The sequence below is a fragment of the Roseburia zhanii genome (assembly GCF_014287635.1).
GTDB classification, from domain to species: Bacteria; Bacillota; Clostridia; order Lachnospirales; family Lachnospiraceae; genus Roseburia_B; species Roseburia_B zhanii.
The window spans coordinates 68,204-89,367 of the sequence record NZ_JACOPH010000005.1 but is presented as its reverse complement, the minus strand read 5'-3'; the positions used below and the strand labels follow the sequence as shown (position 1 = coordinate 89,367).

The window sequence follows — 21,164 nt, the reverse complement described above, 5'->3', positions numbered from 1 at the left end:
TAGTTACAGACACAGGCTCGTTACTGTTCACACCTAACAGTGTGACCAGCAACGATTACAGCCCATTTAAAATGCCTCTACGAGGCAGGGGCTGTAATCACACGATAATTAACACTATGGCGCATAGCTTGACAGCGTAGTGTCAAGCTTGCGTCTGAACAGTAACACAGGCTCGTTACATATAGAGAAACATTTGTAATTTCCCCCAAAATCCGTTATACTAATGTCCTAAACCCGGTAATATCCAACACATGACAAGCAATACAGAACCATGAAACAGACGAGGAGAACAAAAAGAAATTGAAATTCACATATGACATACCAGCCTCCTTTTGGGGGCTGTTTCGTTCCGTAAATCGGGAAATCTATATTGAGGCACTTTTAACCATACAGGATGAATACCAGTATAATAACTACTTCTTAAGCAGGGAAACCTGTATCCAGATCCTTCTGGATATGTGCAGCCGGCGACGATACCAGATGGAGAGGGAAGAATTAGAAACCGAAGAAGAAGCCTCAGAATCCGTGCCAAGGCGAATCCTAAACTGGCTGGTGCGGACAAAATGGCTTAGAAAAGCAGAAGATTATACAACCATGACGACCAATATCATCATACCGGACTATGCAGCCATCATGATCGATGCATTTGAGCAGTTAGCCAGTGAGCCGGAAGATGATACTAACATCTATATACAGAATGTCTATGCAACACTCTATTCGTTTTCACACGATCAAAAAATGAATACAGCCATGTTAAAAACAGCATTAGTCAATACAAAGAAACTGAATAAAGTATTGCAGGATATGCTTCATAATATGGATAAGTTTTTTAGCAGGCTCTTAGAGAGGACAACCTATGAAGGGCTGCTAGAAGAACATTTAGAAGGATATGTGGAAGAAGTTGTGCGTAAAAAGTATCATATCCTAAAGACAAGTGATAATTTTTATATCTATAAAACCGATATCAGGCACTGCCTTAGGGAACTGAGGGAAGATGATGAACGGATCGAACTGATCCGAAAGAAAGAGGCAGCCAGGAGAGAACACACGAAAGAGAATGGAAAAGAAGATAACTATTACAAAAACCAGCGGAGTGAAGATGTGCTAGACCTGATCGACCAGATTGAGCGGGGATTTGAAGATATTGAATATAGGATCGCAAATATGGATAAAGAGCACAGCAAATACGTTCGTGCCACAGTGACACGTTTAAATTACCTGCTCAGCGAAGAAAGCGACAGAAAAGGTCTTTTGATCTCACTTTTGAACCAGCTGCGGGAATCAGATGATGCCGATGGTAATGAGAAAAAAATAGAAGAAATTGCAAGGCATATGAATCTGTCAGCATTTGAAATACTGAGTGAAAATCCATTGTTTAAACGCAGGAGAAGAAAAAAGTTTACCGATGAATTAGCGGCTGATGATGCAGAGGAAGAATTATCCAAAGAAGATATCTTAAAGATCAACCGGATCATGCATCGTTTCAGTAAGGAAGAAGTTATTTCATTTTTAGAGGAACATATGACAGGGGATACCTGTTATACCGAAGATCTGCATTTATCCGGTGACGCAGAATTTGAAAAGCTGATCCTTGCATATGATCTTGCAATGCGTAAGAACAGTCCATTTGAAGTTATGGTCGAAGAAAGAACAGTTACGGATGGACGTTACAGTTATCCGGTGATGGCTTTTGTTAGAAATAAAGGAAAGGACATACGAAATGTTTGAGTATTATAAAGAATTATCCGGTCAGGAGCAGGAAAAACTGCAAAGCGTGATACAACAGCTTTTCCGCCAGACATATATCTTAGAACGGAAATATGATAAACATGCCGGCAGGATGGTATTGAATCAGGATTTCTATTTTTGTGAGAAACACATGGAGTTTCTGAAAGAATATTTTGCGATTGCAGGAATTTTATTATATCAGAATACAGATTTAGGCACGATCTACATACAGGGAGAGGCAACTTTAGGGGAAAAACTGCCAAAGTTAGCAACCATCTACTTACTGCTTTTGAAACTGATCTATGATGAACAGATGGCAGCTGCATCAACAAGTACAAATATCGTGACAACATTTGGACAGTTAAATGGAAAAGTCGGAGAATTTGGTCTGGTGAAGGGACTTTCGTCAATCACCGAGATCAGACGGGCATTAGCAGTTTTGAAAAAATACCAGATGATCGAATTATTAGATGCATTAGAAGAAATAAATGAACATACGAGGATTGTGATCTATCCGACGATCCATGTTGTATTGATGCGTGAGGATATCCTGAAATTATTACAGTATTTCGGGGAAGATGATAAGACCACAGATGGAGGAAATGAAGATGGAACAGGCGAAACAGGCGTTCAAAGCGATCACGAGGATCTGTCTGAATAACTGGCATTACATAGATAGTAAGACACTGCACCTAAATTCCGGTATCAACTTTTTTACAGGACATTCGGGAAGCGGAAAATCGACAGTCATTGATGCAATTCAGATCGTATTGTACGCAAATACAGACGGAAGAAGTTTCTTTAATAAAGCAGCTGCAGATGATTCCGACCGTAATCTGATCGAATATCTGCGTGGAATGATCAATATTGGTGAAAATAATCAGGCAACCTATAAGAGAAACCGCAATTTTTCCACGACGATCGTGTTAGAACTGACACAGTCGCAGACAAAAGAAACGGAATGTGTGGGAGTCGTGTTTGATGTCGATACTACGACAAATGAGATCAACCGGCAGTTTTTCTGGCACAGGGGCAGTCTGTTTGAAAATGAATACCGCATGGATGGCAGGGCAATGGCGATCAGTGAATTGAGAGATTATCTGCAGCATCATTTTGAAAAAGAAGATTATTTTTATACATCGAATAATGAACGGTTCCGCAGAAATCTTTATGATGTGTATTTAGGCGGACTGGATATGGAAAAATTTCCACGTTTATTTAAGCGGGCGATCCCGTTCCGCATGAATATCCGGTTAGAAGATTTTGTAAAAGAATATATCTGTATGGAACAGGATATCCATATGGAAGATATGAAAGAAAGCGTTGTACTCTATGGCAGAATGCGCAGTAAGATCGAAGCTGCCCGCATGGAGATCGAAGAATTAAATGGGATCAAGGCAGCTTATGAGGAATATTGCAATAAAAAGAAGCAGGAAGAAGCACTTTCTTATCGGGAAAAACGCTTGTCGATACTTTCTGTAGGAGCATCGATCGAGGAATCCATTGAGAAAGTAAAGACAAAAGAAGAAGATATAGAAAAATTACAGCAGAGCCTTTTAGAATTAGAAACAAAACGGCAGGAATATGAGAGCAGTTACGATGAGATCAACCGGCAGATTGCAGGAAGCGGATATACAGAATTAGAAAAAGAACTTGCGGGCTTAGAAGAATTTTTACACCGGTTAGAAAGAAGCAGAAAGCGTTTCCAATACCTTTCCGAAGAATTAGGAAAATGGGAAGATGAAGAGATCGCATCGAATCAGGTCATCTGGGATATTGAAAAATTCCAAAGCGGTAAGATCACAGGAGAGGAGATCGCACGTTTAAAACATAATCTTTCCGATGTACAAAAAGATGTGGAAAAACAAAGGCAGGAGGCAGCAGCCGAAGCAAGAAGCCTAAAGAAAGAAATTGACATCATCGAAGGAGAATTAGCAGAGCTCCGTCTGGGCAAAAAAGCATATCCAAGAGAGATTGAAGAAGCAAGGCGGTTGATCCAGAGAGGTTTATACGAGAAATATAAAAAGACGATCCCGGTACATATCTTAGCAGACAGGATCGATATCCATGATGAAAAATGGAGAAATGCGATCGAGGGATATTTAGGATGGAATAAACTTTCCCTGCTTGTTGCACCGGAATATACGGCGGCGGCAATGGAGGTCTACGAATCGTTAGATGCAAAAAAAATCTATCATATTTCCCTTGTCGATACCAAACGGCTGATGGAAGGAAACTATCCGTTAAGAAAAGGTGCACTTGCAGAGGAGATCATTGCAGAAGAAGCCTATGTAGAAGCATATATCCACTTCCTGTTAGGGAATGTCATCAAATGTGATTCGATTGAGAATCTAAGACAACAGAAGATCGGTGTGACTGCGGAATGTATGCTCTACCGCAATTTCCAGCTTCGCAGGTTAAATCCGGACAGTTATACCCGTCAGGCATTTATCGGGGAAAAGAGTATGCAGAAGCGGAGAAAAGAACTGCAGGAACATTTAGAAGAACTGTATCGTGAGAAAGAAGAATATGATGCAGTCATCGATGATGCGAGAAGGCTGTCAGGCTATGAGTATCTGAGCAGGGAAACCGAAGAATACATGGAACTGTGTCAGGATCTGCGTGAGGAAGAAGTCAAAGCAGGGCAAAAACGCAAAATAGAGGAACGACTTTCAAAGATCAGCGCAGATGCCGTAGATCATTTAAAAGAAGAATTACAGCAGGTACGGCAGAAACTGCGGGATACAGAAGGCGAAATGGACGACCGGAAGTTGAAGATCCATGATAAGGAAAATGCGGTCAGTGATCTGAAACAGGAAAATATAAGACTGAATGAACTTTTGATAGAAAAACAAAATGAACTTTTATCATCAAAAGCATTAGAGGAAGATTTTGAACAATATCAAAAAGAGGCAGGAGTAATTTCTTATGAAAAACAGCTCCTTCGTGTGGCAGCAGATTTAGAGCAGGCAGGAGAGGAAAAAGAAAAGGCAAAGAATCATTTAGTAGATGTCAGAAGTACCTATTTAAAACAGCATCCGGCAAGGGAATTTTCCGCAAGTGAAGAAAGCAATGACGATTATCAGGAATTATTAGATGGATTAGCCTGTGATAAGATCTTAGAATATGAAGCAAAGGCAACCGAGCAGGCAAAAGCAGCGATCGGACATTTCAAAGAAGATTTTGTCTATAAGATCCGGAGTGCGATCAAAGAGGCATATGTAAGAAGGGATGAATTAAACAGGATCATCCGCAACTTAAATTTCGGAAAAGACCGATACCAGTTTAAAATCACAAAGAGCAAAGGCAGCGACGGTGCATATTATGATATGTTTATGGATGAATCTTTAGAGGTTTCACCGGACAGCCTGTCTGTTTCGATGGATCATCAGGTCAATCTGTTTTCCATGGAACATGAAAACCGTTATGGAAAACTGATCAATGAACTGATCCATATTTTCATACCACCCGAAGATGCAGATGCAAAAGCACAGGAAGAAGCAAGGCTTATGATGGAACGTTATGCGGATTACCGTACCTATCTTTCTTTTGAAATGGAGCAGATCATAGAAGGGGAGGAACGTTTAGTCATCGGACTTAGCAAAATGATCAGGAAAAATTCCGGTGGAGAAGGACAAAACCCATTGTACGTGGCACTTCTTGCAAGTTTTGCACAGGCATATAAGATCAATCAGCCGTCAAAATTACAGAGAAGACCGACCATCCGTTTAGTTGTCTTAGATGAAGCCTTTTCTAAAATGGATGCGGAAAAAGTAGCAAGCTGTATCGAACTGATCCGCGGACTTGGTTTTCAGGCGATCATCAGTGCAACAAATGACAAGATCCAGAATTATTTAGAGAATGTGGATAAGACTTTTGTTTATGCAAATCCGAATAAGAAAAGCATTTCCATTCAGGAATTTGAAAAAACGGATTTTTCTGAACTGCAGGAAAATGAAGATTAGGAGACACTTAAGGAAAATTGCACAAAAATCCGACTTGATATTGAACGAAAATAACGAAAATGATTTTCGGTAAAGCTAATTTACTAAAACAAATTGAAAAATTTACTAAAAGAAGGTAGAGTATTGTATAAGAAGATAATTGTCTGTACAAGAGCAGTTGTCTGAAATATTTATTAAGGGAGGTACAATATGATACACAGAGTAAAACGGTACTTAGCAGCGGTTTTATCACTGGCTATGGTACTCACATTGCTTCCGCCGGTGGAAGCAAAAGCAGAAGAAATCGGAAAAACGACGAATATCAGTGTAAGTAAAGTCGTAGTATCCGGTGCACAGACTGATATTAAAGGAGGCGTGCTGGTTGCCACAAATAATTGTGGAACATCTGGAAATAATTCAGCAGCAGCGTTAGTAACAGGTGAAACAGGTTCCTCACAGGAAGGTAATCTTGGTTCCGCACGAGTTGCAGGTATGGCATTTGCATTACCAACAGCAGCCAAGATCGATGCAGATGCGATCACCAAAGCAGAACTTACGATCACAGTAACAGGTGTCAATAAAAACCTCGGGGAGAGATTTACAAAAGCAGGATTGTTTCAGGTAGATCCTTCTTATTACGATGGCATGAAAAGTGATACTTCTGATAATGCAGCATCTACATATCCTGCAGCAGGCAATCAATATGATTATGCTTCTACTGTATACAGCAACGAGCAGATTGCAGCAGATAACCTTGGAAAGAAAACATTTGATGTTACAGACTGGGTAAAAGCAGCCATCAAGAACAATGACAGCTATGCAATCTTTAGGATCCAGACTGTACTTTCAGGTTTCATTATGCAGAACGAAGGATCTGATGCACCAAGCCTTGCAATTACAGTAACGGAAGAAACTGATCCGGTACAGGCAGCAGCAGATGCATTAACGATCCCAACGACATTAAAACATGATATTACATTACCGGCTGCAGGTTTACATGGAACAGTGATCACATGGAAATCTGATGATCCGTCAGTCGTAACAGATGCTGGTGTGATCACAAGAGCAGAAACAAATAAAACAGCAACATTAACAGCTACGATCGCAAAAGCTGATGTTACACCAGATGAAGATAATTCAGTAACAAAAGATTTTACAGTAACTGTTGTAAAGAAATATACAGGTAATCTGATCGCATCCTATCAGTTTGCAGCAGATGATTCCACAGTTACCGCAAAAGATATCAGTGGAAATGGCTATGATGGAACTGTAAAAGGAAACGGAGCTGTTGTAGAAAATGGTCTTTTGACACTTCCGGGTGGCGAAGCAGGATCTGATGCAGCTTATGTAGAACTTCCGGGAGATTTATTCGAGGAAGAAGATACACTTACGATCACAACATGGTTAAAAGATGAAATCGATGATGGCGATTATGCAGCAATGTTCTTTGGAACAAAGACAAAATATGTTGATGCTGATTCTTCAGCAACAATGCCGGTAAATTACTGGCTGTTAAATCCATCTAAAGATGGATGTTTCAAATCTGTATGGACAGATGGTGATAATGCATCAAAACCATACAATACAGAAACAGTAGAATCTGGTGAGTGGACAAGTGATGAATGGTCATTATATACAACAGTGATCACACCGACAAGCATTACCGGTTACTATAATGGTGTAGAAGTATGTAGTGACGAAAAAACAAAGACAACAACAGATTTTGGAACAGACTTAACAGCATTTATCGGACGTTCTTCTTATAATGATGCCTTCTATAAAGGCGGTGTATACGGAGTGAAAGTATACGATAAAGCTTTAAGCGAAGACGAGATCTGGTCAGAGTATTATAACAACTTTCCATCAGCAGTTACAGTAAATGATCTTTATAACAGAACAAAGACAGAAGTAGAAAAACTGATGCTTGGAGACAATGACAGCACAGATAACGTTATTTCTCCACTGACATTTACAACTCAGAAAAACCAGATCGATCTTACATGGAAATCTTCTGATACAACTGTTATCAATGATGAAGGCAAGAATGTATATACAGGAGCAGATGCTAAGAAGATCACAATCACATTAACAGGTTCTTATAAGGGAACAGAAGTATTTAAAGATGATATTGAGATCACAGTAGAGAGTGCACTCCGTGAAGATGCAGAATCATTAGAATCCATTACCATTCCAAATGCAGATGCAATCCGCGGAAATATCACACTTCCTGCAACAGCACCTTATGGAACACCGATCAAATGGGAATCTGATCATCCGGAGATCATTGATGTAACAGAAAAAGCAAATGAAGGTTATGACAGTACACCGGCAGGTGTTGTTACACGACCTGCTGAAAAAACAGATGTCAAATTAACAGCAAGCATTGAAAGTATTGCTGATATTAAGAAAGAAATCACTGTAACAGTATTACCAAAAGCACAAGAAGTAAAAGAAACTGATCTTACAGATTACATGATGGCTTATTTCGTTGGTGATGGTGCAGGACAGGAGAAGATCTATTTTGCGACCAGTCGTGACGGATTAAACTGGGAAGAGATCAATGACGCACAGCCGATGTTAGAATCAACATTAGGCGAAAAAGGTGTTCGTGATCCATACATCTTACGTTCCGCAGAAGGCGATAAATTCTATCTGATCGCAACGGACTTATGTATCGGCGCCGGAAAAGGCTGGTCAGCTGCACAGACAGCCGGAAGCCAGGCAATCATGGTATGGGAGTCTACAGATTTAGTAAACTGGAGCGATCAGCGTATGGTAACAGTCAGTGCAGATCTCGATGCAGGCTGCACATGGGCTCCTGAAGCATATTATGATGATAAGACCGGTGAATATATCCTGTTCTGGGCATCAAAAGTAGAAGACGATGATTACAGCAAACAGAGAATATATTACGCAAAGACAAGAGATTTCTATTCCTTTACAGAGCCGGAAGTATGGATCGATATGGATGGAATCAGCACGATCGATACAACCGTTGTACGTGATGATGACGGTACATATTATCGTTTCACAAAGAATGAAAACGGTGATCAGAAACGTATATTTATGGAAAAATCAAAATCCATGTTAGGGGAATGGACACCAGTAGAATCTACAAGCTTATACAATGAGCAGTGGGTAGAAGGCCCATGCTGCTTCAGATTTAACTCTGATGATAGAGAAAATGCAAAGGCGCAGTGGTGCTTACTGTTAGATAATTTTGGAGCAGGCGGTTATTATCCTATCGTAACAAGTAATTTAAATGCAGATAATGTGGAATTTACAAAACTTGATGCAAACTTACCAAGTAAACAGATACCTCGTCATGGTACAGTAATGCCGATCACAACAGCAGAATATCAGGCGTTGATGGACAGATATGGCACAGCAACGATCAATGATGACAGCATTCCTGATTATGTAAAGACAGGATATGAACTTCCTTCCAAAGTAAAAGTTACAATGGCAGGCGAAACAAATGAAGCAGATGTTACATGGACAACAACAAACGATGCATTCAAGAAAACCGGAACAGTTACAGTTGAAGGAACAATTCCATCCCTGAATAACCGTACCGTTAAGAAAACAGTAGAAGTTGTTGCACCTGATCTTATCTACTTTATCGATTCCGGTGTAGGAAGCTGGAATAAAGACCGTCCGGAGTCTGGGGATTATAACAAAGTATCTAAAGTAGATGGTGTTACACTTCGTAATACAGTACCGGATCAGGAATATGATGGTACAAAAGGAAACTGGGGTATCGTAGGTGTAGATTCCGCAGTAGGCAACAGAACATCCGCAACAGATTCCATTTATACAAATGGATGGTGGGCAAAAACAAATCAGGATTGTGAATATGTCCTTCCATTAGAGAGTGGAACATACGAAGCAACCGGCTACTTCTCCGAGTGGTGGTGGTCAGCTGGAAGCTTCCGTCGTATGAACTTCTATGCAACTTATACAAATGACAGTGGTAAAACTGTAAAATCAGAACTTGTAACAGCAGATGTAGATGCTTCCGCAAATGTAAAAGCAGTATTGACATTTGATGTAAGAAACGTAGCAGATGCAACAGAAGTACATCTGATCTCTACAAAGAGCGGCAGTGCAGATCCTGTGATCGCAGGTCTTGCAGTCAGAAAACTTGCAGATGGTGCAGCAGTAGAAGCAGCAAGAAAAGAAGCTGTAACAGCAATCGATTCCATCACTGTAACACCGGCATCTAAAACTTTATATACAGGAGATACAGAAAAGATTACGATCAATTATCCGGAAGGATTAGATGAAAAATTAGCAGCAGCTAAGATGAGCGTTGCATCCATTAAATACAGAAGCAGCAGATCAGCAACAGCATCTGTAGCATCTAATGGTACGATCACTGCAAAAGCAGCAGGAACAGCAACGATCACAACAACGATCACTTATGATGATGGTAACAAGAAAGAGTTAAAATCAGAGATCACTGTAGAAACAAAACAGGCAGTAGATCCTACACCAACACCGACTCCTACACCAGATCCATCTGGAGATCAGACTACAGACAGAAACCAGAATGGAAATGGGGATCAGAATGCAAACGGAAACCAGAATACAAATGGAACGCAGAATGAAACTCCGGCAGCAGAAACAACGATCCGGTTAGACAAAAAGTCATTAACATTAGGTGTCAAAGAAAAATATAACTTAAAAGCCACTGTTGAAGGTGCAGCAAAAGGTCAGGCAGTTACTTATTCTACAAGCAAGAGCAGTGTAGCAACTGTATCTGCAAACGGAAAAGTAACAGCTAAGAAGAAAGGAACAGCAACCATCACAGCGAAAACTGCTGATGGAAAGACTGCAACCTGCAAGATCACAGTAAAAGCAGCACCAAAGAAAGTGATCATTAAAAAGACAAAACTTACTGTTAAGAAAGGAAACCGTGTTAAGATCAAGGTACAGCTTCCGAAGAATACAGCAAGTAACAAGATCACATTTACAAGCAGTAACAAAAAAGTTGCAAAAGTAGATACAACCGGAAAAGTTACCGGTGTAAAAGCTGGTAAAGCAAAGATTACTGTTAAGACATTCAATGGTAAGAAGAAAGTTGTAACAGTTACTGTTAAGAAATAAATTTTACTTCCATTTCTATAACATATGTGATATTCTAAATACTGAACGACGAAGTTCTGACTAAGGGCGGACTTCGTCGTTTTATAAAATACGAAGGAGTTGCATAAGATGGAATTTCGTCCATGTATAGATATTCACAATGGAAAAGTGAAACAGATCGTAGGAAGCAGTTTAAAAGATGCCGGTGACCAGGCAGAGGAAAATTTTGTATCTACACAGGATGCAGCCTTTTATGCAGATTTTTATAAGAAAGACGGTATATCCGGCGGACACATCATACTTTTAAATCCGGCTGGCAGCGGGTATTATGAAGCTACAAAACAACAGGCATTCGCAGCACTTTTGGCATATCCGGGCGGATTGCAGGTCGGTGGAGGGATTCATGCTGATAATGCAGAAGAGTTCCTGCAGAAAGGTGCAAGCCATGTGATCGTAACTTCATATGTTTTTTCAGATGGCAGAGTAAATTACCGGAATCTGGAACAATTACAGCATCGGGTAGGCAGAGAACATCTGGTTTTAGATCTAAGCTGCAGAAAAAAAGAAGATGGTGGATATTATATTGTAACAGACCGCTGGCAGAAGTTTACAGATGAAAAAGTCACGCATGATCTGTTAGATCATCTGATGGGTTATGCAGATGAATTTCTGATCCATGCAGTTGATGTAGAAGGTAAGGCGTCGGGAATTGAAACCGGACTGGTGAGCCTGCTTGGAACATGGGGTAAGATTCCGGTCACCTATGCCGGAGGTGTCGGCAGTTTTGAGGATTTAGCCCTGTTAAAAGAAAAAGGGGAAGATCACTTAAATGTTACAATAGGAAGTGCACTCGATCTGTTTGGCGGAAATATGGAATACCGGAAGGTATTAGACTTTGTGAGATCATAAATAAAATGATAAAAAAGGAGCGTTTTAGGTATGGGCAGATATACAAAACAGGATATTATCCGTATGGTAGAAGAAGAGGATGTAGAATTTATCCGTCTGCAGTTCACGGATATGTTTGGAACTTTAAAAAATATAGCCATTACATCGAGTCAGTTAGAGAAGGCACTAAATAATGAATGTATGTTTGATGGTTCTTCCATCGAAGGATTTGTAAGGATTGAAGAATCTGATATGTATTTACATCCCGATCCTGATACTTTTGTGATCTTCCCATGGCGGCCGCAGCAGGGAAAAGTGGCAAGAATCATCTGTGACATCTGTACGATCGATCATACACCGTTTTTAGGAGATCCCAGATATATTTTACAGAAAATGATCAAAGAGGCAGAGAAATTAGGTTATCGTTTTGATGTAGGACCGGAATGTGAGTTTTTCCTGTTCCATACCGATGACGACGGACAGCCGACAACGATCAGCCATGAAAAGGCTGGTTATTTTGATCTGGGACCTGTGGATCTTGGCGAAAATGCAAGACGTGATATGGTGCTTACATTAGAAGATATGGGATATGAGATCGAAGCATCCCACCATGAGGTTGCTCCGGCACAGCATGAGATCGATTTTAAATATGATGAGGCATTAGTGACAGCCGATAATATCATGACGTTCAAATTAGCAGTCAAGACGATCGCAAAACGTCATGGCTTGTTTGCAAGCTTTATGCCGAAACCTAAATATGGTATCAATGGTTCCGGTATGCATATCAATATGTCACTGTCAAAAGACGGAAGAAATATCTTTGATGATCCTGATGGGGAATTTGGTATCAGCAAAGAAGCCTGCTATTTTATCGGTGGAATCATCAGGCATATGAAAGGAATGGCACTGATCACCAATCCGATCGTCAATTCCTACAAGCGTTTAGTGCCGGGCTATGAAGCACCGATCTACATTGCATGGTCAGCAACAAACAGAAGTCCTCTGATCCGTATTCCTGCTTCGAGAGGTGCAGGTACAAGAGTAGAACTGCGTTGTCCTGATCCGGCAGCTAACCCATATCTGGTATTAGCTGTATGCCTTGCAGCAGGACTTGACGGTATCCGCAATCAGATCATGCCGCCGGCAGCGATCAAAGAAAATGTATTTGAAATGCGTTTGTCAGATAAAGAAAAACTCGGTATTGAATCGCTTCCAAAAGATTTAGGTGCAGCGATCGCAGAGTTTGAAAAGGATACTTATATTCAGGAAAAATTAGGCGGGCATATCAGCCGGAAATATGTAGAAGCGAAAAAAGCGGAATGGGCAAATTACCGCAAACAGGTAACTGAATGGGAAATTAACGAGTATTTATATAAAATTTGATCCGGTAGAACGCCATGAATGTAATTATTGTATTTCCAAAGATAGAAAATGGTCAGAATATAAAGCGGATTCTCATGCAAAACGGTTATGAAGTCAATGCAGTCTGCACCACAGGAGCACAGGTGTTACAGCTGGCAAACAGTCTTTCAGGCGGGATCGTGGTCTGTGGCTACCGGTTTGCAGATATGATGTATGAAGAACTCCATGATTATCTGCCGCCACAGTTTGAGATGCTTTTAGTCGCATCTGCAACTGTCTGCGACAGCAGGGAGCGGGAAGATATCTTGTGTCTTAGGATGCCATTACAGGTACATGAACTGATACAGACGATGAACATGATGTCCGGCGAGGTCATAAGACGGAAGAAAAAGACAAAAAAGATTCCAAAAGAGCGTACAAAAGAAGAAAAACAGCTGTTAAAAGATGCAAAGGAACTGCTGATGGGACGTAATAATATGACAGAAGAAGAAGCACACAGATATTTACAGAAACGAAGCATGGAGAATGGAACAGGTCTTGTGGAAACAGCACAGATGGTTTTGAGTTTAATGAAAGTATAGTATTATAAATGGAGGAAACGGCATGAAATTTACAAAAATGCATGGAATAGGCAATGATTATGTATATGTGAATTGCTTTGAAGAAACCGTAGAGAATCCTTCTGAAGTGGCAGTAAAAATCAGTGACCGTCATTTTGGCGTAGGTTCAGATGGATTGATCTTAATTAAACCGTCAAAGGTTGCAGATTTTGAAATGGCAATGTATAATGCAGATGGTTCAAGAGGTGAGATGTGTGGAAACGGCATCCGCTGTGTCGCAAAATATGTCTATGACAGAGGGCTGACAGATAAAACATCTTTGAGCATAGAAACGTTAGCCGGTATCAAGTATATCGATCTGACTGTAGAAAACGGAAAAGTTTCTCTTGTGCGGGTAAATATGGGAGCACCGGAACTTTTGGCAGACAAGATCCCGGTTATTTCAGATACAAAAGAAGTGATCGCACAGCCGCTTTTGGTAAATGGAAAAACGTATGATGTGACATGTGTATCCATGGGAAATCCGCACTGTATTACTTTTATGGAAGAAGATGTAAGGAAACTTGACCTTACTGCGGTCGGACCTGCATTTGAAAACCATGAAAAGTTTCCAAACAGGATCAATACAGAGTTTGTCAATGTATTAGATAAAAAAACGCTGCGTATGCGTGTCTGGGAACGTGGTTCGGGAGAAACCTTAGCCTGTGGTACCGGTGCGTGTGCAACAGCAGTAGCAGCCATTGTAAATGGGCTGACAGAAGAAGAAGTCACAGTAGAATTATTAGGTGGTAACTTACAGATCCGCTGGGACAGAGAACAGAATCTTGTGTTTATGACAGGACCTGCCACGATTGTATTTGACGGGGAAACTGTATAAAATGTAACAGTCTGGTACGATAAATGTACTGAATGGTTACAAGTATAAAATAGATCGAAGGAGAAAAAAATGTTTCAGATTAACGAGAATTATCAAAAATTACCGGGCAGTTATTTATTCAGCACGATTGCCAAAAAAGTAGCAGCTTATTCTAGTGCAAATCCGGATAAGAGCATTATCCGTTTAGGAATCGGTGATGTTACACAGCCGATCGCACCGGCTATCATTGAAGCAATGCATAAAGCAGTAGATGAAATGGGACATGCAGAAACATTTCATGGTTATGCACCGGATCTTGGTTATGAATTTTTAAGAAAAGCGATCGTAGAAAACGATTATAAAGCAAGAGGATGTGAGATCGAAGCAGATGAGATCTTTGTATCAGATGGTGCAAAGAGTGATTCCGGTAATATTCAGGAGATTTTTTCAGAGAATAACCGTATTGCAGTCTGCGATCCTGTATATCCTGTATATGTAGATTCTAATGTTATGGCAGGAAGAACCGGTACTTACGATCCGAAAACAGAGATGTGGAGCAATGTCATTTATATGCCATGTACCGCAGAAAATAATTTTGTACCGGAATTTCCAAAGGAAACACCGGATATGATCTATCTGTGCCTGCCGAATAATCCGACGGGAACAACGATCACAAAATCCCAGTTACAGGAATGGGTAGATTATGCGAATAAAGTAGGTGCAGTGATCATTTATGACGGTGCATACGAAGCATATATTTCAGAATCAGATGTTGCACATTCCATTTACGAGTGCAAAGGTGCACAGACTTGTGCGATCGAATTAAAGAGTTTTTCTAAAAATGCAGGATTCACAGGTGTGCGTTTAGGATATACGGTAGTGCCGAAAGCATTAAAATGCAATGGAGTATCTTTACATGATATGTGGGCAAGACGTCATGGAACCAAATTCAACGGAGCACCTTATATCGTACAGCGTGCCGGAGAAGCTGTTTATTCAGAAGCCGGAAAAGCACAGTTGAAAGATCAGGTTGCATACTATATGAAGAATGCCGCTACGATCAAAGCAGGTTTACAGAAAGCAGGTTATACTGTATTCGGCGGTGTGAATGCACCATATATCTGGTTAAAGACACCGGATCAGATGACTTCATGGGAATTTTTCGATTATCTGCTTGAAAATGCGAATGTTGTAGGAACACCGGGTTCAGGATTCGGACCAAGTGGAGAAGGCTATTTCAGACTGACTGCATTCGGAAGTTATGAAAACACAGTAGCAGCTTTAGAGAGAATCAAAAATCTGTAGGAGAGAAGTAACTATATATATGAGATAGTTACAGAATAGCATATGTTATATATTGGAAGCCATATTTCAGCTGCAAAAGGTTATGCAGCCATGGGAAAGCAGGCTCTAAAATTAGGTGCGAATACATTTGCATTTTTTACCAGAAATCCAAGAGGTGGAAAAGCAAAAGAGATCGATCAGACAGATGTGGATAAGTTCTTGCAAATCGCAGAGGAACATGCATTTGGCAGGCTGGTCGCACATGCACCTTATACGATGAATGCTTGTGCAGCAAAAGAGGAAATACGTTCTTTTGCAAAAGAAATGATGGAAGATGATCTTAAGCGGATGGAATATACACCCGGAAATTATTATAATTTTCATCCCGGCTCCCATGTAGGGCAGGGAAGTGATGCCGGCATTGCCATGATCGCAGATCTGCTTAACGAAGTACTGTTGCCGGAACAGACGACTACGGTATTGTTAGAAACCATGGCTGGAAAAGGCTCGGAAGTAGGGTGTAAGTTTGCAGAACTAGCTGCGATCTTAGAGCGGGTAACTTTAAAAGATAAGATGGGTGTCTGCTTAGATACCTGTCATGTCTGGGACGCCGGATATGATATTGTAAATGATCTGGATGGCGTATTAGATCAATTTGATCATGTGATCGGTCTGGAATATTTAAAAGCGATCCATATGAATGACAGTATGAATCCGCTCGGCAGCCATAAAGACCGCCATGAAAAGATCGGAAAAGGCCAGATCGGCTCAGAAGCCATGAGGCGGATCATCAATCACCCGAAATTGCAGGGACTTCCGGTCATTTTAGAAACTCCAAATGATGATGCAGGCTGGACGGAAGAAATTGCATTATTAAGAAGTCAGCATGAATGACGTATCATAAGAAAACCGTAACTGAAATACAACAGTTACGGTTCTTTTTTGATGTTTTATCATTATAACAGTGGAATACCATTCTTTTCACAAGCCTGCATCATTTCATCCGGCCAGAGAGAAGACTGGACTTCTCCGATATGAGCCTTTCTTAAGAAGAACATACAGATACGTGACTGACCGATACCACCGCCGATCGTAAATGGAAGTTCCTCGTTAATGACTGCTTTCTGGAATGGAAGTTCTGCACGTTCCGGACAGCCGGCTTTTTCAAGCTGGGATAATAAAGCTTTCTTATCTACACGGATTCCCATGGAAGATAATTCTAATGCAATGTCTAAAACCGGGTAGTATACCACGATATCAGCATTTAATGCCCAGTCATCATAGTCCGGTGCACGACCATCATGTGGTTTGCCATTTTCTAAAGTATCACCGATCTGCATGATGCAGACAGCACCTTTGGTCTTTGCAATGTAATATTCCCGCTCCTTTGGAGTATGGTCAGGAAACATTTCTTCTAGTTCACTTGTTGTAATAAAGAAAATATCCGGTGGAAGGATTTCTTCAATATAATCATACTGGATAGACATATATTTTTCTGTTTTGCGCAGACATTTGTATACAGTGCGTACCGTATCTTTTAAAAATTCTAAATTCCGGTCTTCCCTGCGGATAACTTTTTCCCAATCCCACTGGTCAACAAAAATAGAGTGGATATTGTCTGTTTCTTCATCGCGGCGGATCGCATTCATATCGGTATACAATCCTTCACCAACAGAAAAACCATATTTTTTTAAAGCAAAACGTTTCCATTTTGCAAGTGAATGTACTACTTCGGCAGTACGTTCGTTCTGTTCCTTGATCCCAAAGGAAACCGGACGTTCTACACCGTTTAGATTATCATTTAAACCGGAAGTCGGATCTACAAAAAGCGGTGCAGATACACGAGTCAGGTTTAAGCGCAAGGATAAGAGATTTTGAAAGAAATCCTTAACAGTTTTAATAGCAATCTGTGTATCATGCAGATTGAGTTCGGAATGGTAATCTTTCGGAATGATTAAATTTTCCATGATTTATATGCTCCTTATGTATTAACGTAGTGACTGTCTGTGATCATTTGCCAGACAACTATCAATCCTATTTATTATAGCATACCAAAGCGGTTTTTCAATAACAATGTTTAGAAAAAAAGTCGTCAAGCAGCGGAAATAATTTCGGACTTTTGATCACATAGCTGAAATGATTTTCGCCAGGTAAGATTTTTAAAGTGGAATCCGGTATAAATTTTGCAATCTGGCGTGTCTGGGACAATTTTATCATATCTTTTTCACCTGCAAGAACTAAAGCCGGAATCGTGATCTTAGCAAGATCTGATTTTGAAATATGAGGTTCTGTCAGCATCAGATGTAAAAGAGGGTCTTTACTTTTAAAATAATGCAGACGGTCTTTGATGCGGAAAGGCAGTTTTACGCCGGAAGGTGTCAGATTTGCACCACTAATGGCAAGTGCAGAAAACAGTGTTGGGTGTTTCGATGCTGCGAGAAGTCCGATGATGCCGCCGTCACTAAAACCGTAAAAAGCAGGTTTTACTAAATCGAGGGCATGTACAAATTCAAAAACATCATCAGCCATATCCGAATAGTGAAATTCCGTTACAGCAGCGCTCTGCCCATGACCACGGCTGTCCATGGCATATACGGTGTGTTTCTTGGAAAGTTCTGCGATCAGAACATCAAATATCTTATGTGTTTCTCCATTCCCATGTACTAATATCACAGGGGAACCTTCTCCGCTTTTTTCATAGTAAATGACTTGTCCGTTTAATTGCATATACATAGTTGACAGGAGTCCTTTCTTTTTATTGGATGTACGCTTGTATCATGTTACTGTTTACACCTGACAGTGTGACCAGCAATGATTAACACTATGGCGCATAGCTTGACAGCGCAGTGTCAAGCTTGCGTCTGAACAGTAACCGTATCATACCATATTGAGGAAAAAAATGCACGTTGCAGTTTTACATGATCCCAGGGTTATTTGGTCTTGCAGACTGGAAAAAGAAGAGATTAGTATGTATAATAGAGATGATATGATCAAAAAAGCTGTTAAAAAGTCAGATGATAAATGAGGGAGTGTGCCATAAATATGCTGAAAAATATTATATTTGATATGGGAAATGTATTGTTAGACTATGATCCTGAGATACCGCTGAATGAGTTCTGCAGATCAGAAGAAGAAAAAGATGCGATCAGACGGGAATTATTTGAAGGACCGGAATGGGTACAGGGAGATATGGGAACGATCAGGGATGCAGACCGTTATGATCTGGTAAAAGAACGTGTGCCAAAGGAAATGCATCCGGCATTAAAGAAATGTTCCTATTCATGGGATATCTGTTTAAAACCCATAGAAGGAGCAAGAGAGTTTTGCCGGAAGGTAAAAGCTGCCGGCTATGGTGTCTATGTGCTCTCAAATGCCAGTGATAAATTTTATGAATATTTTCCCAAATTTCTTCCGTTTGATTTTTTTAATGGAATTTTAGTGTCCGCAGATGTACATATGATAAAACCGGATATCAGGATCTACCAGCATCTATTAGAAAAATATCAGCTGCAGGCAGAAGAATGTCTGTTTATCGATGACCGTCCGGAAAATGTAGAAGGAGCAAAAAAGGCAGGAATGCAGGCAGTAGTCTTTGAAAACAATTATGATAAGATTGCAGAATACATAGAAAAATAGAAGAACAGAAATTGAAGTTTTCCGGTGTAAATATCGTAAAAAAATGGATTTGAAAAAATTTTTGAAATTTTTTAAAAAATATGTTGACAAAACACAATTCATCATGTAATATATGTATTGTGCTTGAGAGATACAGAAAAGCACAGAGAAAACTTCAGATATGCGATAGTGGCGTAGTTGGTAACGCGCGACCTTGCCAAGGTCGAGACCGCGGGTTCGAGCCCCGTCTATCGCTCTAACAGAGAGAATCTCAAAAGTCTTGTGGATGAAGGCTTTTGAGATTTTTTATTGGAAATAATGTTGTTGTTTATTGACATGTCAGGCATAGATATCTGTTTGTATATCGTTTGAATAAGTCACAAGTGATTATTGAGGGTATGTATCATGAGTTACAGGATTATGAAAATTCAATATAGTAAATTATGTTTCTGAATATATAAAAGAAACAAACAGGTACAAAAAAGAAATCATCAGCATATACTATGACCGAGAAGTTTTATAAGGAATTTTTATGCCGAAACAAAATATCAGATATCTGCAAAATAATACGACAGATGAAGGGAGTCTGCAGGTGAATGTGGAAACGCCATCCGGCAGGCTGCCGATCCAAGATGCACAAGTAACCATTTCCTATACAGGTGAACCACAAAGTACGATCGAAGAAGTTTCCACAAATTCTTCCGGACAGACAGAACAGGTAAGATTACGGACACCGCCATTAGAATACAGCATGGAGCCGTCAGAACAGCAGCCTTATGCAGAATATACGATACAGGTCAGTGCAAAAGGATATATTCCGGTAAATGTTTCGGGGATACAAGTACTTCCCGGTGAAACATCTGTGCAGAGAGTCAGTTTGGTGTCACAGAAGACCAGGATAAATCCGGTAGATCATATTGTGATACCGGCAAATACGCTGTTTGGTGATTTCCCTTCCAAAATTCCAGAGTCAGAGATCAAACCGATAGAAGAATCCGGAGAGATCGTTTTGAGCAGAGTGGTCGTGCCTGAATATATTATTGTACATGATGGAGCTCCATCGGATAGTACAGCAAGGGACTATTATGTTACTTATAAAGATTATATAAAAAATGTAGCCTCCAGTGAGATTTATGCGACATGGCCGGATGCAGCGTTGCGGGCAAATATTCTGGCGATCATGTCATTTACGTTAAACCGTGTCTTTACGGAATGGTATCGGAACAAAGGATACGATTTTACGATCACCTCATCCACAGCTTTTGACCATAAATGGGTGTATGGAAGAAATATTTTTGAAAATATATCTCTGATCGTTGATGAGATCTTCCAGAATTATCTTTCCAGACCAAATGTAAAACAGCCGATCTTAACACAATACTGTGATGGCCAGCGGGTAAGCTGCCCGAACTGGATGAGCCAGTGGGGGTCGAAAAATTTAGGTGACCGGGGCTATAATTTTATCGAGATCTTAAGATATTACTATGGAAATGATATGTATGTGAATGAAGCAGATGAGATCGCAGGGATTCCGGCATCATGGCCTAGAGAAGATTTAGCGCTCGGTTCAAGAGGGGAAAAAGTAAGGCAGATGCAGAGCCAGTTAGCAAGGATCTCAAGAGCATATCCGGCAATTCCGACGATAGCTGCAGACGGTATTTATGGACCTGCAACAGAAGAAGCGGTAGAAGTTTTCCAGTCGATCTTTGGACTTCCGGTAACCGGAGTCGTTGATTATTCCACATGGTATAAGATCTCGGAAATATATGTTGCCGTTACGAGGATCGCAGAATTGTATTGAGCAGATTGATATGAAAACGGACAGGAAAATGAATAGTT

Annotated in this window: 14 protein-coding genes and 1 tRNA gene; 13 read left to right on the top strand and 2 right to left on the bottom strand. The window is 40.3% G+C overall.

The annotated features are described in order from the left end of the window. The first annotated feature begins 300 nt into the window (after window positions 1-300). From H8S17_RS07920 to H8S17_RS07875, 10 genes are all read left to right on the top strand, one after another. On the top strand, window positions 301-1,728 hold the full coding sequence (locus H8S17_RS07920) for a Wadjet anti-phage system protein JetA family protein (protein WP_186866883.1): 1,428 nt from the start codon (window positions 301-303) through the stop codon (window positions 1,726-1,728). After that, window positions 1,721-2,389, top strand: a complete 669-nt coding sequence (locus H8S17_RS07915; protein ID WP_186866882.1) for a DUF4194 domain-containing protein — start codon at window positions 1,721-1,723, stop codon at window positions 2,387-2,389. Before H8S17_RS07920 ends, H8S17_RS07915 begins: the two co-directional genes overlap by 8 nt. Continuing rightward, entirely contained in the window at window positions 2,331-5,693 is a 3,363-nt protein-coding gene (locus tag H8S17_RS07910; protein ID WP_408639440.1) for an ATP-binding protein, read from the top strand. The genes H8S17_RS07915 and H8S17_RS07910 overlap by 59 nt, the downstream gene beginning before the upstream one ends. A 189-nt stretch (window positions 5,694-5,882) precedes the next feature. After that, on the top strand, window positions 5,883-10,781 hold the full coding sequence (locus tag H8S17_RS07905; RefSeq protein WP_186866880.1) for an immunoglobulin-like domain-containing protein: 4,899 nt from the start codon (window positions 5,883-5,885) through the stop codon (window positions 10,779-10,781). Window positions 10,782-10,889: 108 nt separating this feature from the next. Next, the gene (gene hisA / locus H8S17_RS07900) at window positions 10,890-11,669 is read left to right on the top strand and encodes a phosphoribosylformimino-5-aminoimidazole carboxamide ribotide isomerase (RefSeq protein ID WP_186866879.1); all 780 of its coding nucleotides are present in this window, start codon (window positions 10,890-10,892) and stop codon (window positions 11,667-11,669) included. A 30-nt stretch (window positions 11,670-11,699) separates the two neighbouring features. Beyond that, window positions 11,700-13,031: a type I glutamate--ammonia ligase gene (gene glnA, locus H8S17_RS07895; protein ID WP_186866878.1), complete on the top strand. Its 1,332-nt coding sequence runs from the start codon at window positions 11,700-11,702 to the stop codon at window positions 13,029-13,031. 14 nt (window positions 13,032-13,045) lie between these two features. After that, window positions 13,046-13,591 carry an ANTAR domain-containing response regulator gene (locus H8S17_RS07890; protein ID WP_186866877.1) on the top strand — a complete coding sequence of 182 codons (546 nt, stop codon included), beginning with the start codon at window positions 13,046-13,048 and terminating at the stop codon, window positions 13,589-13,591. 22 nt (window positions 13,592-13,613) lie between these two features. Continuing rightward, complete coding sequence (gene dapF, locus H8S17_RS07885; protein ID WP_186866876.1) at window positions 13,614-14,447, top strand: diaminopimelate epimerase; 834 nt, start codon at window positions 13,614-13,616, stop codon at window positions 14,445-14,447. A 69-nt stretch (window positions 14,448-14,516) separates the two neighbouring features. Further along, entirely contained in the window at window positions 14,517-15,731 is a 1,215-nt protein-coding gene (locus H8S17_RS07880) for an LL-diaminopimelate aminotransferase (protein ID WP_186866875.1), read from the top strand. Window positions 15,732-15,773: 42 nt separating this feature from the next. Further along, a complete protein-coding gene (locus tag H8S17_RS07875; protein WP_186866874.1) occupies window positions 15,774-16,604 on the top strand; it encodes a deoxyribonuclease IV in 831 nt (276 codons plus the stop codon). 62 nt (window positions 16,605-16,666) lie between these two features. Here the strand turns inward: H8S17_RS07875 and asnA are convergent, their stop codons facing one another. Together asnA and H8S17_RS07865 are read right to left on the bottom strand one after the other, a co-directional pair. Beyond that, window positions 16,667-17,677, bottom strand: a complete 1,011-nt coding sequence (gene asnA, locus H8S17_RS07870) for an aspartate--ammonia ligase (RefSeq protein WP_186866873.1) — start codon at window positions 17,675-17,677, stop codon at window positions 16,667-16,669. 97 nt (window positions 17,678-17,774) lie between these two features. Next, window positions 17,775-18,443: an alpha/beta fold hydrolase gene (locus H8S17_RS07865; protein WP_186866872.1), complete on the bottom strand. Its 669-nt coding sequence runs from the start codon at window positions 18,441-18,443 to the stop codon at window positions 17,775-17,777. 309 nt (window positions 18,444-18,752) lie between these two features. Here H8S17_RS07865 and H8S17_RS07860 point away from each other — a divergent pair, with 309 nt between their 5' ends. The 3 genes from H8S17_RS07860 (at window position 18,753) to H8S17_RS07850 (ending at window position 21,126) form a co-directional block, all read left to right on the top strand. Next, entirely contained in the window at window positions 18,753-19,346 is a 594-nt protein-coding gene (locus H8S17_RS07860) for an HAD family hydrolase (RefSeq protein ID WP_178052121.1), read from the top strand. Between the two features lie 162 nt (window positions 19,347-19,508). After that, window positions 19,509-19,581: transfer RNA gene (locus H8S17_RS07855), tRNA-Gly, on the top strand. Between the two features lie 276 nt (window positions 19,582-19,857). Beyond that, window positions 19,858-21,126 carry a peptidoglycan-binding protein gene (locus H8S17_RS07850; protein ID WP_186866871.1) on the top strand — a complete coding sequence of 423 codons (1,269 nt, stop codon included), beginning with the start codon at window positions 19,858-19,860 and terminating at the stop codon, window positions 21,124-21,126. Window positions 21,127-21,164: the final 38 nt, after the last annotated feature.

What these genes read in the sequence shown, in the direction of transcription:
- H8S17_RS07915 (WP_186866882.1), top strand. Translation starts at nt 1,721, where the DNA reads ATGTTTGAGTATTATAAAGAATTATCCGGTCAGGAGCAGGAAAAACTG.
- H8S17_RS07910 (WP_408639440.1), top strand. Translation starts at nt 2,331, where the DNA reads ATGAAGATGGAACAGGCGAAACAGGCGTTCAAAGCGATCACGAGGATC.
- H8S17_RS07905 (WP_186866880.1), top strand. Translation starts at nt 5,883, where the DNA reads ATGATACACAGAGTAAAACGGTACTTAGCAGCGGTTTTATCACTGGCT.
- hisA (WP_186866879.1), top strand. Translation starts at nt 10,890, where the DNA reads ATGGAATTTCGTCCATGTATAGATATTCACAATGGAAAAGTGAAACAG.
- glnA (WP_186866878.1), top strand. Translation starts at nt 11,700, where the DNA reads ATGGGCAGATATACAAAACAGGATATTATCCGTATGGTAGAAGAAGAG.
- H8S17_RS07890 (WP_186866877.1), top strand. Translation starts at nt 13,046, where the DNA reads ATGAATGTAATTATTGTATTTCCAAAGATAGAAAATGGTCAGAATATA.
- dapF (WP_186866876.1), top strand. Translation starts at nt 13,614, where the DNA reads ATGAAATTTACAAAAATGCATGGAATAGGCAATGATTATGTATATGTG.
- H8S17_RS07880 (WP_186866875.1), top strand. Translation starts at nt 14,517, where the DNA reads ATGTTTCAGATTAACGAGAATTATCAAAAATTACCGGGCAGTTATTTA.
- H8S17_RS07875 (WP_186866874.1), top strand. Translation starts at nt 15,774, where the DNA reads ATGTTATATATTGGAAGCCATATTTCAGCTGCAAAAGGTTATGCAGCC.
- asnA (WP_186866873.1), bottom strand. Translation starts at nt 17,677, where the DNA reads ATGGAAAATTTAATCATTCCGAAAGATTACCATTCCGAACTCAATCTG.
- H8S17_RS07865 (WP_186866872.1), bottom strand. Translation starts at nt 18,443, where the DNA reads ATGTATATGCAATTAAACGGACAAGTCATTTACTATGAAAAAAGCGGA.
- H8S17_RS07860 (WP_178052121.1), top strand. Translation starts at nt 18,753, where the DNA reads ATGCTGAAAAATATTATATTTGATATGGGAAATGTATTGTTAGACTAT.
- H8S17_RS07850 (WP_186866871.1), top strand. Translation starts at nt 19,858, where the DNA reads ATGCCGAAACAAAATATCAGATATCTGCAAAATAATACGACAGATGAA.